General features: G+C 61.7%; 12 protein-coding genes. 9 read left to right on the top strand and 3 right to left on the bottom strand.

Annotation, left to right across the window (positions count from 1 at the left end):
- The 3 genes from rho to RR842_RS06895 form a co-directional block, all read left to right on the top strand.
- On the top strand, positions 1 to 1,454 hold a 1,454-nt coding region (rho, locus tag RR842_RS06905), incomplete at its 5' end, for a transcription termination factor Rho (protein ID WP_332729319.1).
- 184 nt (positions 1,455 to 1,638) lie between these two features.
- A complete protein-coding gene (gene sppA / locus RR842_RS06900) occupies positions 1,639 to 2,706 on the top strand; it encodes a signal peptide peptidase SppA (RefSeq protein ID WP_332511946.1) in 1,068 nt (355 codons plus the stop codon).
- Positions 2,687 to 4,741 carry a class I tRNA ligase family protein gene (locus RR842_RS06895; RefSeq protein ID WP_332553428.1) on the top strand — a complete coding sequence of 685 codons (2,055 nt, stop codon included), beginning with the start codon at positions 2,687 to 2,689 and terminating at the stop codon, positions 4,739 to 4,741. The genes sppA and RR842_RS06895 overlap by 20 nt, the downstream gene beginning before the upstream one ends.
- Positions 4,742 to 4,839: 98 nt before the next feature.
- On the opposite strand, the gene RR842_RS06890 is transcribed toward RR842_RS06895, so the two are convergent.
- Entirely contained in the window at positions 4,840 to 5,922 is a 1,083-nt protein-coding gene (locus RR842_RS06890) for a molybdopterin-dependent oxidoreductase (RefSeq protein WP_332517351.1), read from the bottom strand.
- Between the two features lie 11 nt (positions 5,923 to 5,933).
- Complete coding sequence (locus RR842_RS06885; protein WP_332729318.1) at positions 5,934 to 7,733, bottom strand: molybdopterin-dependent oxidoreductase; 1,800 nt, start codon at positions 7,731 to 7,733, stop codon at positions 5,934 to 5,936.
- A gap of 402 nt (positions 7,734 to 8,135) precedes the next feature.
- On the opposite strand from RR842_RS06885, the gene RR842_RS06880 reads away from it, so the two are divergent.
- The 3 genes from RR842_RS06880 (at position 8,136) to RR842_RS06870 (ending at position 11,750) form a co-directional block, all read left to right on the top strand.
- A complete protein-coding gene (locus RR842_RS06880; protein ID WP_332729317.1) occupies positions 8,136 to 9,716 on the top strand; it encodes a helix-turn-helix transcriptional regulator in 1,581 nt (526 codons plus the stop codon).
- Positions 9,717 to 9,914: 198 nt separating this feature from the next.
- Positions 9,915 to 10,391, top strand: a complete 477-nt coding sequence (gene rnhA, locus RR842_RS06875) for a ribonuclease HI (protein ID WP_332553432.1) — start codon at positions 9,915 to 9,917, stop codon at positions 10,389 to 10,391.
- A 210-nt stretch (positions 10,392 to 10,601) separates the two neighbouring features.
- Entirely contained in the window at positions 10,602 to 11,750 is a 1,149-nt protein-coding gene (locus RR842_RS06870) for an NlpC/P60 family protein (protein WP_332729316.1), read from the top strand.
- A 132-nt stretch (positions 11,751 to 11,882) separates the two neighbouring features.
- Here RR842_RS06870 and yihA read toward each other — a convergent pair whose 3' ends face one another.
- Positions 11,883 to 12,464, bottom strand: a complete 582-nt coding sequence (gene yihA, locus RR842_RS06865) for a ribosome biogenesis GTP-binding protein YihA/YsxC (protein WP_332553434.1) — start codon at positions 12,462 to 12,464, stop codon at positions 11,883 to 11,885.
- 229 nt (positions 12,465 to 12,693) lie between these two features.
- On the opposite strand from yihA, the gene RR842_RS06860 reads away from it, so the two are divergent.
- The 3 genes from RR842_RS06860 to RR842_RS06850 are packed head-to-tail and all read left to right on the top strand — an operon-like array spanning position 12,694 to position 15,304.
- Positions 12,694 to 13,683, top strand: a complete 990-nt coding sequence (locus RR842_RS06860; protein ID WP_332553435.1) for an ABC transporter ATP-binding protein — start codon at positions 12,694 to 12,696, stop codon at positions 13,681 to 13,683.
- 9 nt (positions 13,684 to 13,692) lie between these two features.
- Entirely contained in the window at positions 13,693 to 14,493 is an 801-nt protein-coding gene (locus RR842_RS06855) for an ABC transporter permease subunit (RefSeq protein ID WP_332721815.1), read from the top strand.
- A 10-nt stretch (positions 14,494 to 14,503) separates the two neighbouring features.
- The gene (locus RR842_RS06850) at positions 14,504 to 15,304 is read left to right on the top strand and encodes an ABC transporter permease subunit (RefSeq protein WP_332511928.1); all 801 of its coding nucleotides are present in this window, start codon (positions 14,504 to 14,506) and stop codon (positions 15,302 to 15,304) included.
- The last annotated feature ends 102 nt before the right edge of the window (positions 15,305 to 15,406 follow it).

Raw genomic sequence — 15,406 nt, 5'->3', positions numbered from 1 at the left:
CATCGAACACCAGGCCTGTGCAAACGAACAACAACGCCAACCGCCCGAACAACCGGCCCAACAACAGCCGTCCGAACAACAACGGCGGCAAGCAGCAGGGCAACAACGGTAGCAACCAGCGCCGCCAACGCCGCCCCCACAACAACAACCAAGGGCCGCGCGAGGTGCAGCCGAGCGTGTCGCGCGACGACTTGCTGAAACTTAAAGTGGCAGAGTTGCGGGCCAAAGCCGAGGAGCTGGGAGTGGACGGCACCGGTCTCAAGAAGGCCGAGCTCATCGAAGCCGTGTTCAGCGCCAGCGTGAAGGCGGAAGGCTTCATCGAAGTATCGGGCATCCTGGACATCCTCGCCGACGGCTACGGCTTCCTGCGCACCCAAGGCTACCTGCCCAGCGAGACGGATTGCTATGTGGGCTTGTCCACCATCCGCCGCAATGGCCTGCGCAAAGGCGATCTCGTATCCGGCCAGACGCGCCCTGCCCGCGAGAACGAGAAGTACGCGGCCATCCAGAAGGTCACGGCCATCAACGGCACCCCGATCGAGGAATGCGGCAACCGCTTGCGTTTCGGCGACCTCACTCCCGTGTATCCCGACGAGTGTCTGTCCATGGAGCATGGCAAGACCACCGTCACCGCCCGCGTCATCGACCTGGTTAGCCCCATCGGCAAGGGCCAGCGCGGACTGATCGTGTCGCCCCCGAAGGCGGGCAAGACCACCATCCTGAAAGATATCGCAGCTGCCATCAGCGCGAACAACCCCGAGGTGCACCTCATGTGCCTGCTGGTGGACGAGCGCCCCGAAGAAGTCACCGACATGGAGCGCTCTATCAAGGGCGAAGTGGTGTCCTCCACGTTCGATATGCCTACGGAAAACCATATCGCCGTGTCCGAGCTGGTCATCGAGCGTGCCAAGCGCCTGGTGGAATGCGGTAAGGACGTGGTCGTGCTGCTGGACTCACTCACGCGTCTCGCGCGCGCCTACAACCTGGCGCAGCCCGCATCGGGCCGCATCCTGTCCGGCGGCGTGGACTCCACGGCGCTCTACCCGCCCAAGCGTTTCTTGGGCGCTGCCCGCAACATCGAGGGCGGCGGCAGCCTGACCATCCTGGCTTCGGCGCTTGTGGACACGGGCTCGAAAATGGACGAGGTCATCTTCGAGGAGTTCAAAGGCACGGGCAACATGGAGCTCAAACTCGACCGCAACCTGGCCGATCGTCGCATCTTCCCGGCTATCGACCCGGTGGCCTCGGGCACGCGTAAAGAGGAGCTCCTGCTCGATCCGCAGGAGGCTCCGCTTATTTGGGCTGTGCGCCGCATCCTGGCGAACACGAACAACACCGAGCGCGCCATGGACATGCTTATCAAGTCGCTCAAGCAAACCGACACCAACCAGGAGTTCTTGCTGCGCACCGCAAAGAAGGCCCAGCACAGCAAGGGCGACGCGATTGAGATCTAGAACGGACGCGCGCCGCCTCGCCCCGGCAAGTTCTCGGGTTTGCCGAAGTAAGGTTGCCGCATCTGTCAAGCGCCCGTCACGTATGGCGGCGGGCGTTGCCCTATAATAGCGGCGTAGCTGCGCTCTGGCGATACATTCGCTGTTCTGCTGGGGTGAGAGAGCTTGCGCTCCACAAGGAGGTATCATGTCTCAAGACAACAATTGGCAACAGCAGGTGTGGCAGCAGCCCCCTGCGCCGCAGGCGGCGCCCGTATCCCCGCAGGCGTATGCTCCGGCACCCTATCAGCAGCCGCAGCAGCCGAAAAAGAGCCGCGGCTGGATTGTCGCGCTCGTTTCCCTTGTGCTTATCTTTGCGCTGCTGGCTTTCGGCATGTGGTCATGCACCTCTCTGGTGTCCTCGCTCGGATCGATCGGCTCGATGGGCTCGTCATCCTCTCCGGATGCCGACCTGCTTATGGGCGATGCCATCGGCATCATCCCCATCGACGGCACCATCCAGTACGACGGCACCACCTCGAGCCCCGAGGGATTGAAAGCCCAACTCGATATCGCCGCGGATAACGCCCATATCAAGGCTGTCGTGCTGCGCGTGAATTCCGGTGGCGGTACCGCTACGGCGGGTGAGGAGATGTCCACCTATATACGCGAGTTCAGGGAAAAGACCGGGAAACCCGTCGTGGTGTCCAGCGCGTCTCTGAACGCAAGTGCCGCTTACGAGATATCGAGCCAGGCCGACTATATCTTCACGGCCAAGACCACCGCTATCGGCTCTATCGGCGTGGCCATGCAGATCACCGACTTATCGGGACTCTACGAGAAGCTGGGTATCTCCATGGACACCATCACCTCGTCTGAGAGCAAGGATTCCAGCTACGGCAATCGCCCCCTCACTGAAGAGGAGCGCGTTTACTACCAAGATCAGGTAACCCAGATCAACGAGACGTTTATCGCCACGGTGGCCGAAGGCCGCGGCATGGCTGCGGATGAGGTGCGCGCGCTTGCCACGGGCCTTACCTTCACGGGCATGGATGCCATCGAGAACGGCTTGGCCGACGAGCTGGGCACGCAGGGCGATGCCGTTGCGAAGGCGGCCAGTCTCGCGAACACCCCTACCACCAAGACGGTCACGCTCCAGGATAAGTCACCCAGTTTCCTTGACCTGATGAGCCTCATGTCGTCAAGCAACGTGTCAGCCGACGAACTTGCCAAATTATTGAAGGAGCAGCAGACCGATGGCAGCATCGCCCGATAACGCCCAAACCTTAAGCGCCGCACCCGAAGACGAGCGTGTCACCTGGCCGAAGCGTGCCGTAGTTACGGCTGGCATGCCCTACGGCAACAAGCCGCTGCACTTCGGGCACATCGCCGGCGTGTTCGTGCCTGCCGACTGCTACGCGCGCTTCCTGCGCGACCGTATCGGTTCGGAGAACGTGCGCTTCATCAGCGGCACCGACTGCTTCGGCTCTCCCATCAACGAGGGCTACCGCAAGCTGGTCGAAGCCGGTGCGTTCGACGGCACCATCGAGGAGTACGTGCAGCGCAACCACGAAGCGCAGAAGGCCACGCTCGACGCCTACAACATCAGCCTGTCTATCTACGAGGGTTCGGGGTTGGGTCGTTCCGGCGACGTGCACCAGCTTATCAGCAAGAAGTTTATCGAGAAGCTGCATGAGAACGGACACTTGCACAAGCGTGCCACGCTGCAATTCTACGATACGCAAGCGGGTACGTTTCTGAACGGCCGCCAAGTGGCGGGCCGCTGTCCGGTGCAGGGGTGCAAGTCCGAGCATGCCTATGCCGACGAGTGCGATCTGGGCCACAGCTACGCGCCTGAGGATCTTATCGCGCCGAAGTCGTCCCTGACCGGCACGGTGCCCGAGATGCGCCCGGTGGAGAACTGGTACTTCGATCTGCCTGCGTTCGCAGAATTCCTGCGTGCGCGCACGGCCGAGCTGAAGCGCGACCCCTATACGCGTGCCATCGTGCCCCAGGTGGTGAACGAGTTTTTGGCTCCTCCGGTCATTTACATCAAAAACGACGTACGTGCCGACTACGAGGCCGTTGCCGTGGACTTACCCGCACATCAGTTGCGCGAGCCGGAGCGCGGCAAGCAGAGCTTCGAGATAGAGTTCGCGAACATCGACGAGCGCGATGCGGCGCGCGACGTGCTGGCGCGCGCGGGCATCCGCTTTCGTACCGGCAAGGCGCTCGTGCCCTTCCGCATTACCGGCAACATCGAATGGGGCGTGGAGGCTCCGGTCATCGAGGGGTTGGAAGGCCTTACGGTGTGGTGCTGGCCCGAGAGCCTGTGGGCGCCCCTGTCGTTCACTATGGCAGCCAACGACGAACGGGGCATGCCGCGTGGCAGCTGGCGCGATTGGTGGTGCTCGGAAGATGCCGAGGTCTACCAGTTCATCGGCCAGGACAACCTGTACTTCTACGGCGTGGCCCAGCCGGCTCTTATCGAAGCTCTGACCCCCGGCGATATCCTGGTGCCGGGTGATGCCGATGAGCCGCTGCGCCAGACGCGCCTCATCGCCAACCACCACATCCTGTTCGGCGACAAGAAGGCTTCCTCGTCCGGTTCGGTGAAGCCGCCTACGGCCGACGAGCTGCTGGAGTTCTACACCGTCGAGCAGTTGCGCGCGCACTTCCTGGCGTTGGGCCTGGACCAGAAATCCGTCGGCTTCAAGCCCAAGCCGTTCCTTGCCACCGACGAGGAACGCGACGATCCGCGTGTGGCCGATCCCGTGCTGAAAGAAGGCGCGCTGCTCACCAATGTGTTCAACCGCTTGGCTCGCAGCTGCTTCTACGAGGCCCAGAAGAACTTCGAAGGCTATCTGCCACTGGGTGCTCCCACTCCGCTTGCCGTCGAGACCGCCAACGCGACGCTCGCCGCTTACGACCGGCTCATGCGCAAAGCCGAGCTCCATTCGGTCATGTCTCTGATGGACGAGTTCATTCGCTTCGCAAACAAGCACTGGAGCGAAGGTATCCGCGAAGTGGAGCAGACGGGCAACGAGGTGATGCGCCGCCAGGTGCTGGTGGACTCATTTTTCCTGCTGCGCATGGCCACGCTGCTCATGCACCCCGTCGTGCCTGCCGGCTGCGAGAAGATCTGCGACTACCTCAGCTTCGAGTTCGACGACTTCTTCAGTTGGAATTACGACCTGGAGGATGTGGACGAGTTGTGCGGCGCCGGGGAGATCACCGAAGGACGGCACCGTATCCGCGAGCTGCCTCCTCGCTTCGATTTCTTCGAGAAGCATCCCAGCCAGTACAAGTAATTGCAGTGCTTCGCCGGTCGCAAGACCGGCGAAGCTGTTTCTGAGGCAAAAATGTGCCGGTTTGGCAATTCTTACCAAGAGGGATCAGAGGGCCTTCCTTACACCACTTCGAACAGCAGCGTTGCCGCGAGTGGCGACACCACGTCGTCGGCCGTCTTGGCGCGCACGGTCATGCGGTGGTCGCCCTTCTGGTCGAAGGAGGTGGTGAACTGCCAGTTCACCCACTTGTCGGCCGTGGCGCCGTCGGTGGCGCACGACGTCCAGGTGGCACCGTTGTCGAATGAGAACTCGATGGCGGTGATGGAGCTGCCCAAGTCGTCGGCCACGCCCTCGAACGTGATCTCGTCGCCTGCCTTGAACGTGCACGCGTCGGAGTAGTTCAGGATGTTTACCTTGTTGCGGTAGCTGGGGTCGACCTGTTGCACGTCCAGATCGCCGTCGTGCTGGGTCAGCTCGATGTTCACGATATTGCGCGTGAAGTAGCTGGCCACGGTTTCGGGCATCCACAACTGCAGGCTGGTTCCGTCGGCAGGCGCGAGTTCCTCGCCGTTCACCTGATACACCAGCAGCGCCTTCTTCTCCAGCGCGTACTGCAACGGCAGCGTCTGGCCGTAGCCGTCGGCACCGTAGGCGGTGATGGCGTTCACGCCGTCTTCCATATCGGCCATCTCCACCACGGCGGACAGCGGCACGCCCATGACGGAGGCTTGCCCGAAGGGGGCACCCGTGGCGCATGAGCAGGCCATCAGGGTTTCCTGGCTGGCGTCTTTGGCAAGGTCGCGCACGTCGATGGTAAAGGTCTTCTTGATGTTGCCGCCCACGTTCAGGTAGAAGTTGGCAACACCGCCTTGCTCGCCGGCAAACTCGCTTGCAGGCTTGGAGCACATGCTGGTCAGCGCAGTGCCGAACACGTTGAACAGCTCGTCGTTGGGTGTGGTGCCTTCTTGGTTGAAGGCGAAGATTCCCTGCAGGTTGGCGACGGGCACGTAGTCGCCCGCATCGGCATCGAGCCAATGCGCGGCTACCTCGTTGCCGTTGACGACCTGGGTGGTGCCGGTAGCTTCGCCTTGCGCGCCGCTGCCCTGCGTGAGGGGAGAGGCGAGAGCGGTGGTGGCTCCGAACATCAGAAGTGCGCTACCCGCTACGCCAGAGGCGATCTTCAAAGGTTTCTTGAACGTCATGACTACCCTCCTTATTTCTTGTCGCCGTTGTCGGTTGCTGCGGTATCGGCCTTGACCGGCACCAGTCCTGCGGTTTGCAGCACGGTGGTTTCCTCGGCGTTGGGCATCTTGTCCTTGGCGTTGAACATGACGGTCTGGGTCTCGAAGCTGGTCATGCCGCTTTCGGTGGTGGCGCGGATGGTCAGGCAGTATGCGCCCTCAAGTTCCGGCTTGTAGGTGTAGGTCCACCACAGCATCTTGTTGCGGTCCATGTCGGCGATGTCGTACTTCGTCCAGGTCTCTCCGCGATCCATGGAGAATTCCACGCTGGCGATCTTCTCGTCGTAGGCATCCACGAAGCCGTTGAACGTGTAGGGCTGGCCGTTCTGTACGATCAGGCCGTCGGGCACGCCGAAGATGGTGGCGTTGGGCTTGTTCATGGGCACCTTGGCCTCGTTTTGCCAGCCGTTGGGCGTGCCGGCCCACTTGTCGGTGTAGTCGATGTCCTCGTTGGTGACGTTGTACGTGTCCACCTGCTTGGAGTTGATCTGCGCATCGACGCCTTCGACCCAGTTTGTGCACGGATAGCCGCGCGTCGCGTCCAGGTACTCGCCGCCGATCTTGTACACGAGCAGCGCTTCGCCTGCGTCGAGCTTGTTCTTAGCGAAGGCGCGCTTGGAGCTGCCGTCGGCGCGCAGGGCCTTCACGCCCGTCGTGCCGTCTTTGGCGCCTCCGGCCTTCTCCACCAGCCAGCTTACGGGAATGCCGGTGATCTCGGTGTTCGTGACGCCACCGCCGCCGACCGGGTTCCAGTTACATACCATCTTGGAGGTCTTGTTCACCACGACACCGGCTGCTTCGGCTTCCTTAATAAGGTCGGGCAGCTTGGCGGTGTATTCCTTGCCCACGTTGCCGTTGACGGTGATGGTCCATTCGTCGAACAGGCTCTGCGGCATGTCGAGGTTCAGGCCGTTTACGCCGGCACCATGGCGCATGTTGTCGTAGTAGGCGTGCATCCAGTCATACGAGAACACGCCGTCCTGGGTCTGGGTCATGGTCTGGTCGGTCTTGAACTCGCCTTGGACGTTCTCCACGTCGTTAATGCCCCACAGGCGCGTGTACTTCGTCAGGTCCCACAGCTCCAAGCCGGCGCCGTTCTCGGTGGCGTTATGGCAGGACATGCAGTCGCCTTCGTATTCGGTCGTGAACTTGCTGCTGGCGCGCTTGCCCGAATGGATGGCGTGCATGAGCGTGCCGAACTCGTACTGCTTCGCAATGTAGCCGGGAGCGTACGAATGGCAGAACAGGCACTGCTGCAGCGTGGTCTTGCTGTCCAGCTCGTCGTTCCAGGCGATGGGGTGCTCGTAGTTCATGTTCTTCAGCACCGCGTTCAAGTCTGCATGGCACGACTCGCAGCCGCGGTTGTCGGCATCGAGCCAGTAGGTGTTGTAGGAGTTGCTGCCGGCTTGGATCTGCCAGGCATCCGGGTTCACCTCGTACTCGGTGGGTGTGCGCTGCACCATCTGCCCGTTCGGCAGCGTGCGGATCTCGGGCGCGTACTCGGTGGCTATCATGTCCCATTTGTCCCAGAGTCCGTCGAGGTACTCTTTGCCTGGGTAGAATTCTTCGTTGATGTCGTCGTTCGTGGTGCCTTCGGCCCCGTCGATGACGGCCTGCTCTTCGGGTGTCAGCGTGGTTTCCTGACGTGCAGCCCCGTCGCCTTCAGCTGGTTTCGGAGCCGTGTCCGACTGCTTGGGCGTGCATCCGGCGATAAGGCCGGCTGCGCATACGAGGCAGACTGCGGCGGCGACAATGGTTGTTTTGGCGCGCATGGGTCCCCCTTCCTTGGTTTGGTAATAGGTCGTAGCAATCGCGTTTGGGTGCAATGCAGTGCCGCGGCACTGTGGCTTCCTTACGTCTGTTCCGCGTCCGACGAGCCTCCTCCCTCCCTCTTGCGACACGGTCGCGCGATGCTTTGCCCATGGTAGGTGCCCTGTCGTGCGTCCACTATCACCCAGGGGTCCGATTTGCGTCGTGCCAGATGAACGGAGCATCGGACACTTTGGGCGATGCCCTGTCCTTTCCGGTCGAGGTGCCGTTCGGCTTGCAATTATCAACCAGGAGGGTGCGTGGGGGCGTAGGTCATGCCATAATGGTGATGGTTGCGCTCGGTGCAGCAAGGGATGAGGCTCAACGGCCGAAGGGGAGCGGATCATATAGTGGTGACCAAGGGGTTGCGTATATCGCGTTGCGGATTGCTGGCGGCATGCGGGCTGGGGCTCAACCTGGTCTGGTGCACGCTTATGGGTCATACCCTCGGCTTCCTTTCGTCGGCGCTGGGCATGGAGGCGTGGTTGAATCCGCGTCTGTTCTTCCTGGGCGGCATTTTGGTGATGGCGGTTGCCTACCTGATTGCGCCGCGTGCCATCAAGCAGGCCGATGGCATACTCCGCTTCGTCCTGCCGCTGCTGGCAGCTGTGGGAACGGCCTGTTTCGGGCTGTCGTACCATCAGACGTTCTTCGATCCTGCTGCGCTTGCCGTCGGCGGGTTGTTCGTGGCGGGTGTCAGCTATCTTTGGCTTGTCGCCCGCTATATCTTGCTGCTCGGCCGGACGCAGGGCTTTTCGTGCACGGTTGCGAGCATCGCGGGCGGACTTATGGTGAAGCTGCCCATTCTTATAGCGCTGAGCGTTCTCGCAGGTCCCGAGGTGCAGGTGACGGTTGCCATCGTCGCCCCCATTGCCTCTGCGTTCGTTTTCGAGGCGTGCTGCGCCTTGGCGCGCAAGGATTCGCCAGCGAGCGCGCTTGTGGGCAGTGCGGGATTGCTTCCGGCGCACCGCGGGGAAGAGGGCGGGGCCGCTGCGGAGGACCCCGCGCATGCGAGTGGTGCCCGCATGCGCGGACGCACGGTGTTCGGCGTGCCCGCGCTGCCTCGCTTGGCGCGCGATCCGGCACTTGGCGACCGGCGTGCGGCCTACTTACTGATGGTCACGTCGGCGGTGGCGCTGGCGGTCATCCGTTCGGTCAGCTACTTGGGTATGTGGGGCAACACGAACGCAAGCGTGTCGACCATGGTGCCATGGCTCACCGGCTTTGTCGTTCCGGCGCTCTGTGTGGCGGTGTTCGCCTACGGACTGCTTATCCTCACGACGGACTGTTCGCTGCCTATCCGGTTCCAGCCGGCGTTGCTGCTTATTTTGCTCGGGCTGTTCGTCGTGGCCATCCAGGCGAATCCCGGAGGAGCCTCGCTTACGTTTCTTACCGATGTTATCCAAGTGGACGAGCTGTTCGCCCATCTGCTTTTCTGGGCGGTGGTGGCTGCTGCTTTGGAAGTGCTGGATGCTCCCTCGTACCGCGTGATCGGTTTTGCCGCCACGTGGTATGCCGCCGCTTCGATAGCCTGGGTCATCCTGCTCGGCCATGCGAGCATCGTGGATACGCTGCTGGTGATGCTGGCCACCTACGCTTTGGTGATCGGTATTTTGTACGCCTCCTGGTTCAGCGCACGCCGCCGCACGGATGTCGGCATCCCTCGTGAGGGCCAGCTGCAAGGTAGCGCTTCCGCAGGCGGAGGGGAGGACGAAACCCCTCTGATGAAAACTGTCGTCGACACCTGCCAGGTTATGGCGGGGCGCTATGGGCTGTCGCCGCGCGAGACGGAGGTGTTCATCCTGCTGGCCCAGGGCCGCACGCGTGCGTTCATCCAAGACGAACTGGTGCTTTCGGGCAGTACGGTCAAAACGCACGTGTCGCACATCTACGCGAAAATGGATGTGCACGATCGCCAGGAGATGATGGACCTCATCTGGAACTAGGCATCGTAATCGAACGATGGCGCTCGACCGGACGCGCTCAGGCGCCGACGTTTGGCCGGGTGTTCTGAGCGAGCCTGCCGGGGCTGGCGTTCTTTCCCCGTAAAGAGCGACCCCGCCCTGTCCGAAGCGGGGGAATCGAAGGCTGTCATGGTATGATTACCGGCCGAAACAGGCGAAACTGGCGGAAGGGCTCGAAACATGCAGGTTGAGATATTCACCGACGGCTCGGCGCGGGGGAACCCGGGGCCGGGGGGCTATGGTGCCGTGCTGCGCTTTGTAGACGGGCAGGGGTGCACCCATCTGCGCGAACTGTCGCAGGGCTACGTGCGCACAACGAACAACCGCATGGAGCTTATGGGGGTCATTGCCGCCCTGGAGGCGTTGAAGCGCCCCTGCGCGGTCACGCTGCAATCCGACTCCAAGTACGTGGTCGATGCCTTCAACCAGCATTGGATCGAAGGCTGGCTCAAGCGAGGGTGGAAGAACTCGCAAAAGCAACCCGTGAAGAACATCGACTTGTGGAAGCGCCTGCTGGCAGCGAAAGACGGTCACGAGGTCGCGTTCGTCTGGGTGAAGGGCCATGCCGGGCACCCCGAAAACGAGCGCTGCGACGAGCTTGCCACGGCTGCCGCTGATGGGGAAGGGCTGGTGGTGGACAAAGGCTTCGAGGGGTAGGGCACCCGCAGCGTCGCTGTCGACGCCCGGTGTGGCTTCGGCTTTCGCATCCCTCGTCCTGACGGGCCGACGGGATTGAACGGGTTTTGTGCTCCACCTGCGCCTGTGATGTTCGCGTGGCAATCGAGGTGTAGGTTGTCGACAGTTCGGTATGGTCTGATACACTGTTGGACAACTGTAAGACTACGAAACGCAGGTGGAGGCCCCCACATGCACTACATCGCATCGCCCTCGCGCATCAAATGCGCGTTTGCAGGATTCACTGCCGTGGCGCTTGCCGCATCCCTGATGGTTCCCTCGCTCGCTTTTGCCGAGCCGACGGCCGCCGAAAAGCAGGCCGAAGCGCAAACGGCCCTCGCTTCGCTCAATGCAATGCAGGAGAAGCTGAGCCAGGCGGCAAACACCTACGACGATGCCCTGAAAACCCAGCAAGAGGCCGAGACGAGCCGCGATGCAGCTCAGGAGCGCATCGACGAGGCGAGCGGCCAGATAGCCGACCTGCAGGATCGTCTTGGTTCGAGGGCGCGCAGCATGTACCGCACCGGCAGCGCTACGATCTTCGACCTGCTGCTCGGTTCCACTACCTTCGAGGCATTCGCCTCGAACTGGGATATCCTCAACGTCATGAATCAGAACGACTCCGATCTGGTAAAGCAGACGAAGGACTTGCGTGCTGAGGTTCAGGAGCAGGAGGCCGTCTACGCCGAGCAGCAGCGTGTTGCTACGGAGAAGGCCGATGAGGCCAAGCGCGCAAAAGAGGAGACGTCGGGCACTATGGTCGCCATGCAGGCAACCTACGACGGCTTGAGCGCCGAGGCGACCGAACTGCTGAACCAGGAGCGTGCAGCACAGCAGGCTGCCGAAGCCGCAAAGGCCCAGGAGGTCGTCAATAACTCGGCCGCAGGGGCCAATGGCGGCAACGCGGGCGGCAATGCAGGTGGTGGCTCTACGGGCGGTGGGGAAAGCGAAGGCGGTTCGGGCGGTGGAGGTTACGTCCCCGAGTCCCCGTCCGGACCCTCTTATGACGAGGCTATTGCCGGCTCGGTAGTCGGGCGTGCGTACAGTCAGCTCGGCAAGCCGTACGGCTACGACGATCCGAGCTATGGTGCCGGTCCCTCCTCGTACGACTGCTCGGGCTTCGTATCGTTCTGCTTGTTGGGGAGTTATTCTCGCCTGGGAAGCACCAACACGTTCATGGCCTGGCCCCAGGTGTCCGATCCTCAGCCCGGTGATGTGGCTGTCAGCTGGGGGCACTGCGGCATCTACATCGGCGGTGGTCAGATGATCCATTCGGCCACGTACGGCGTCGGCGTTATCCAGGGTCCTGTGCAGGGCGACATGAAAATCGTACGCTGGTAGGCTTTGCAGCTTCAGCGGATATGATAAGAGACGCGTCCTTCGGGGCGCGTCTCTTTGTTTCTGCACGTGATCCATTCGCGGAGAACGACGCTTTGCCACGTCCTTGTTCGGAGCCTGTCGCGCGAGCGGCCGCTATGCCACGGCATCTCGAATGAGACCGCGCAGCTCATCCATGCCGTCGCCCTTGGCCGACGAGGTCACTACCATAAGCGTGTCGGAGTCGAGTGTCAGCTGGCGTTTGATGGCGGCTTTCTGCTTCATCTGCTGCTGGCGGCTGAGCTTGTCGGCTTTCGTTAATGCCACGACGAAGGGTAGGTCGGCCTCGCGCAGGAAGTTCACCATATTCACGTCCAAATCGGACGGATCGTGGCGGATATCGATCAGCGATACGACCAGGGCGAACTCACGTTCTTGGTTGAAATACCCCTCGATCAACTCAGACCAGCGGGCTTTCTCGGTCTTCGACACCTTGGCATAGCCGTAACCCGGCAGGTCGACGAACTTCACGCCGCTGCCATCGAAGAAGTTGATGGTGGCCGTCTTGCCAGGCGTCTGCGATACCTTCGCCAGGCCTTTGCGGTTGAATAGCTTGTTCAGCAGCGATGACTTGCCCACATTCGACCGCCCTGCGAATGCGATCTCGGGTGCTGTCGAGGGCTCGAGCTGCTCGGACGTGCCGAACGACCGCTCGTAGGTCACGTTGTTGAAGTTCATGGAGTGCTCCTTGTCGGTAAACAGGTGCGTTTTAGAGGTGCGTCCGGTGTGCGATCTGTGTGCATGGTACCTGAAAGCCTGGGCATCAGAGGGGGAGAACCGGGCGCCGTCGCAGTTTCACCATCCGTTTTGCAACATTAATGTTCTCTTTACGCCGAAAGCGCTATATTCTGTTCGTGCAGGACAGCCTGCGAAAAAGCAGGATACGAACGTGCGAGGAGGCAGGGTCATGGGCGCTGTGATCGAGACGCGCAAGCTGACGAAGAACTACGGCAAGGCGCGTGGTATCGTGGAGGTGGACCTGCAGGTCGAAGAGGGCGAGGTATTCGGCTTCATCGGACCGAACGGGGCGGGGAAGTCAACCACCATCCGCACGCTGCTCGCGCTCATCCGTAAGACCAGCGGCGAGGCGCGCATCTTCGGACTCGACTGCGAGCGCGACAGCACGCGCATCTTGGCCGACGTGGGCTATCTGCCCAGCGAAGTGTTCTACTACGACCGCATGCGGGCCATCGACCTGCTGAACTATTCGGCCAGCTTTTACCAGAAGGACTGCACCCGCCGCATTCACGAGTTGGCAGAGGTCCTCGAGCTCGACTTGAACCGCAAGATCGAGGACATGAGCCTGGGCAACAAGAAGAAGGTGGGCATCGTGCAGGGGCTGCTGCACAGCCCGCGCCTCATCATACTGGACGAGCCGACGAGCGGCCTTGACCCCCTCATGCAGAAGACGTTCTTCGACCTGATCCGCCAAGAGAACGAACGCGGGGCTACGGTGCTGTTCTCGTCGCATATCTTGAGCGAGGTGCAGCGCATCTGCGACCGCGTGGCCATTATCAAGGATGGCCGCATTGTCGATACGCAGAGCATTTCTGCACTGCAGCAGACCGCGGTGAAGCGGGTGACGCTGATGGCGAAGGCTCCGGTCGTACGGGCAACGCTTGACTTTGCGGGTGCATCGTCGGTCGAGGTTGACGGGGTACACGCCAGCTTCGTGTACGAGGGCGACTGCAACGTGCTACTGGCGAAGCTGGGCGGTCTTCCGCTCGCCAACGTCGACATCACCGAGCCGACGCTCGAGGAAGTGTTCATGCACTACTATTCCGACGGGCCGAGGTGGGGCGATGGTGCCGTGTCAATCGGGAGTGCTCGGCACGGTAAAATTTCGCCGCCAGCCAGCAAGAACGCCCGCTATGCTACCCCTGCGTCCGCACGTTAGGCGGTTGCCATGAACGTCTATCTATTCGAGCTGCGCCGCCAGGTCGGGGGCATTGCGGTGCAGACCGTGGTGCTTGCGGGGTTGCTAGCGCTGCTTATGCTCGGCGTCTATCCGATCTATGCGGGTGCCGAGGATCAGGTACGCTCGGTGCTGCAGGGCTTGCCACCTGAGTTTGCTGCCGCCTTCGGACTGTCGTTGGACAAGCTGTTCAGCTACGGTGGGTTCTACGCGTTCGGCAATTTGTACTTGTCGCTGGTGGGCGCCATCTTTGCGGCATCGTTGGCGCTTGCGGTGTTCGCCCGCGAAAAGCGCGCTGCGTGTACCGACTTCCTGCTGACCAAGCCCCTTGGCCGCACCGGTGCGTTTCTGGCTAAGCTGCTGGCGTGCGTAACCGGGCTCGTTGTGGTGAATGCCGTGTACGTAACCGTTGCCGTCGCTGTGCATGCGGCGTCAGGCGATACGAGCGCCACTGCGGGCGAGGTGGCGCTGGCATCGCTCGGTCTGGCGGGCACCCAGGCGGTGTTCCTCTCGTTGGGCGTGCTTGCAGCGACGCTCATGCGCCGGGTGCGCAGCGTGTCGGGCATGGCGAGCGTGTTAGGTTTCGGCGGCTTCGTGCTGAGCGCTTTGGTGAACCTGACTGAAGAGGAAGCGCTGCGCTACGTGTCGCCGCTTCAGTACTTCGACCCCTCGGCGGTGTTCTCGAACGGCGCGTTCGACCCCGCTTATGCGGCAACGGCTGCGGCTGTGATAGTTGTGGCGCTGGTCGTTTCGTTCGTGAAGTACCGCGTCGGCGACGTCTCGTCGCGTTAGGTAGGCTGACATGAATGTGTTTGCGAAGGATATGCGCTTTGGCTTGAAGTCTTTTCTGCTGTGGACGCTGGCGCTGTTCGTGTTTGTGTTCGTGGGCTCCATCAAGTTCACCGGCATGGAAGCTGGCGGCGCGGATGCCATGAACGCGCTGTTCGACTCGTTCCCGCGCATCGTGCTGGCCGTGATGGGTTTCTCGGATGCCGACATCACCACGTTTTCGGGATTCTACGGCTTGCTCGAGGTGTACGTCACGATCATTGTGGCTGTGTTCGCCGTGCACGCAGGAGGCACCGCCGTCTCGCGCGAGCGGGTGGACAAGACCTATGAGTTCCTGTTCACGAAGCCGCGCTCACGCTCCTCGATTCTCGCTGCCAAAATGGCTGCGGGCGTGGTGTTCTTGGCTCTGCTGTGCCTATTGAACCTGGCGTTCTCGCAGGCGGCCTCTATGACGTTAGGGCTCACCGAGGACTTGCTGGCAACGTTTTCGTGCTTCTCGATTGCCCAGTTCCTCGTGGGCCTCGTGTTCTTCTCGCTGGGTGCGTTGTTGGGCGCTGTGGCGCCGGCACCCGAGATTGGCGCGCGTATCGGCAACGTCAGCGTGCTTGTGTTCTATATGATGGGTGTGGTGTACTCCTCCTTCGACAACGTCGGCTTCCTGCGCGTGCTCACTCCGTTCAAGTATTTCGACCAGACCGCGCTGTCCGGCCATGAGCTCGAGTTGCCGTTCGTGGTGCTGGCCTTGGGCTTGTCTGCCGTGGCTCTGGCTTGTGCCTTCTGGAGCTTCAAGAGGCGCGATCTGGTAGCGGCGTAGGGTGTATGGCTGGGGAGGAAGCGCAGTGCGGCTTGTGCCTTGCTTGTCTCATGTGCTGTTTCCATGAGCTTCTGAGGCGGCGCTGCCTTTAGGTTTGCCGAA

This window comes from Gordonibacter sp., assembly GCF_036667095.1.
Classification (GTDB): Bacteria; Actinomycetota; Coriobacteriia; order Coriobacteriales; family Eggerthellaceae; genus Gordonibacter.
The sequence above is the reverse complement of the archived record's forward strand: the minus strand, read 5'-3'. Positions and strand labels throughout refer to the sequence as shown.

Coding starts and splice junctions, on each gene's coding strand:
- sppA (WP_332511946.1), top strand. CDS start 1,639: ATGTCTCAAGACAACAATTGGCAACAGCAGGTGTGGCAGCAGCCCCCT.
- RR842_RS06895 (WP_332553428.1), top strand. CDS start 2,687: ATGGCAGCATCGCCCGATAACGCCCAAACCTTAAGCGCCGCACCCGAA.
- RR842_RS06890 (WP_332517351.1), bottom strand. CDS start 5,922: ATGACGTTCAAGAAACCTTTGAAGATCGCCTCTGGCGTAGCGGGTAGC.
- RR842_RS06885 (WP_332729318.1), bottom strand. CDS start 7,733: ATGCGCGCCAAAACAACCATTGTCGCCGCCGCAGTCTGCCTCGTATGC.
- rnhA (WP_332553432.1), top strand. CDS start 9,915: ATGCAGGTTGAGATATTCACCGACGGCTCGGCGCGGGGGAACCCGGGG.
- RR842_RS06870 (WP_332729316.1), top strand. CDS start 10,602: ATGCACTACATCGCATCGCCCTCGCGCATCAAATGCGCGTTTGCAGGA.
- yihA (WP_332553434.1), bottom strand. CDS start 12,464: ATGAACTTCAACAACGTGACCTACGAGCGGTCGTTCGGCACGTCCGAG.
- RR842_RS06860 (WP_332553435.1), top strand. CDS start 12,694: ATGGGCGCTGTGATCGAGACGCGCAAGCTGACGAAGAACTACGGCAAG.
- RR842_RS06855 (WP_332721815.1), top strand. CDS start 13,693: ATGAACGTCTATCTATTCGAGCTGCGCCGCCAGGTCGGGGGCATTGCG.
- RR842_RS06850 (WP_332511928.1), top strand. CDS start 14,504: ATGAATGTGTTTGCGAAGGATATGCGCTTTGGCTTGAAGTCTTTTCTG.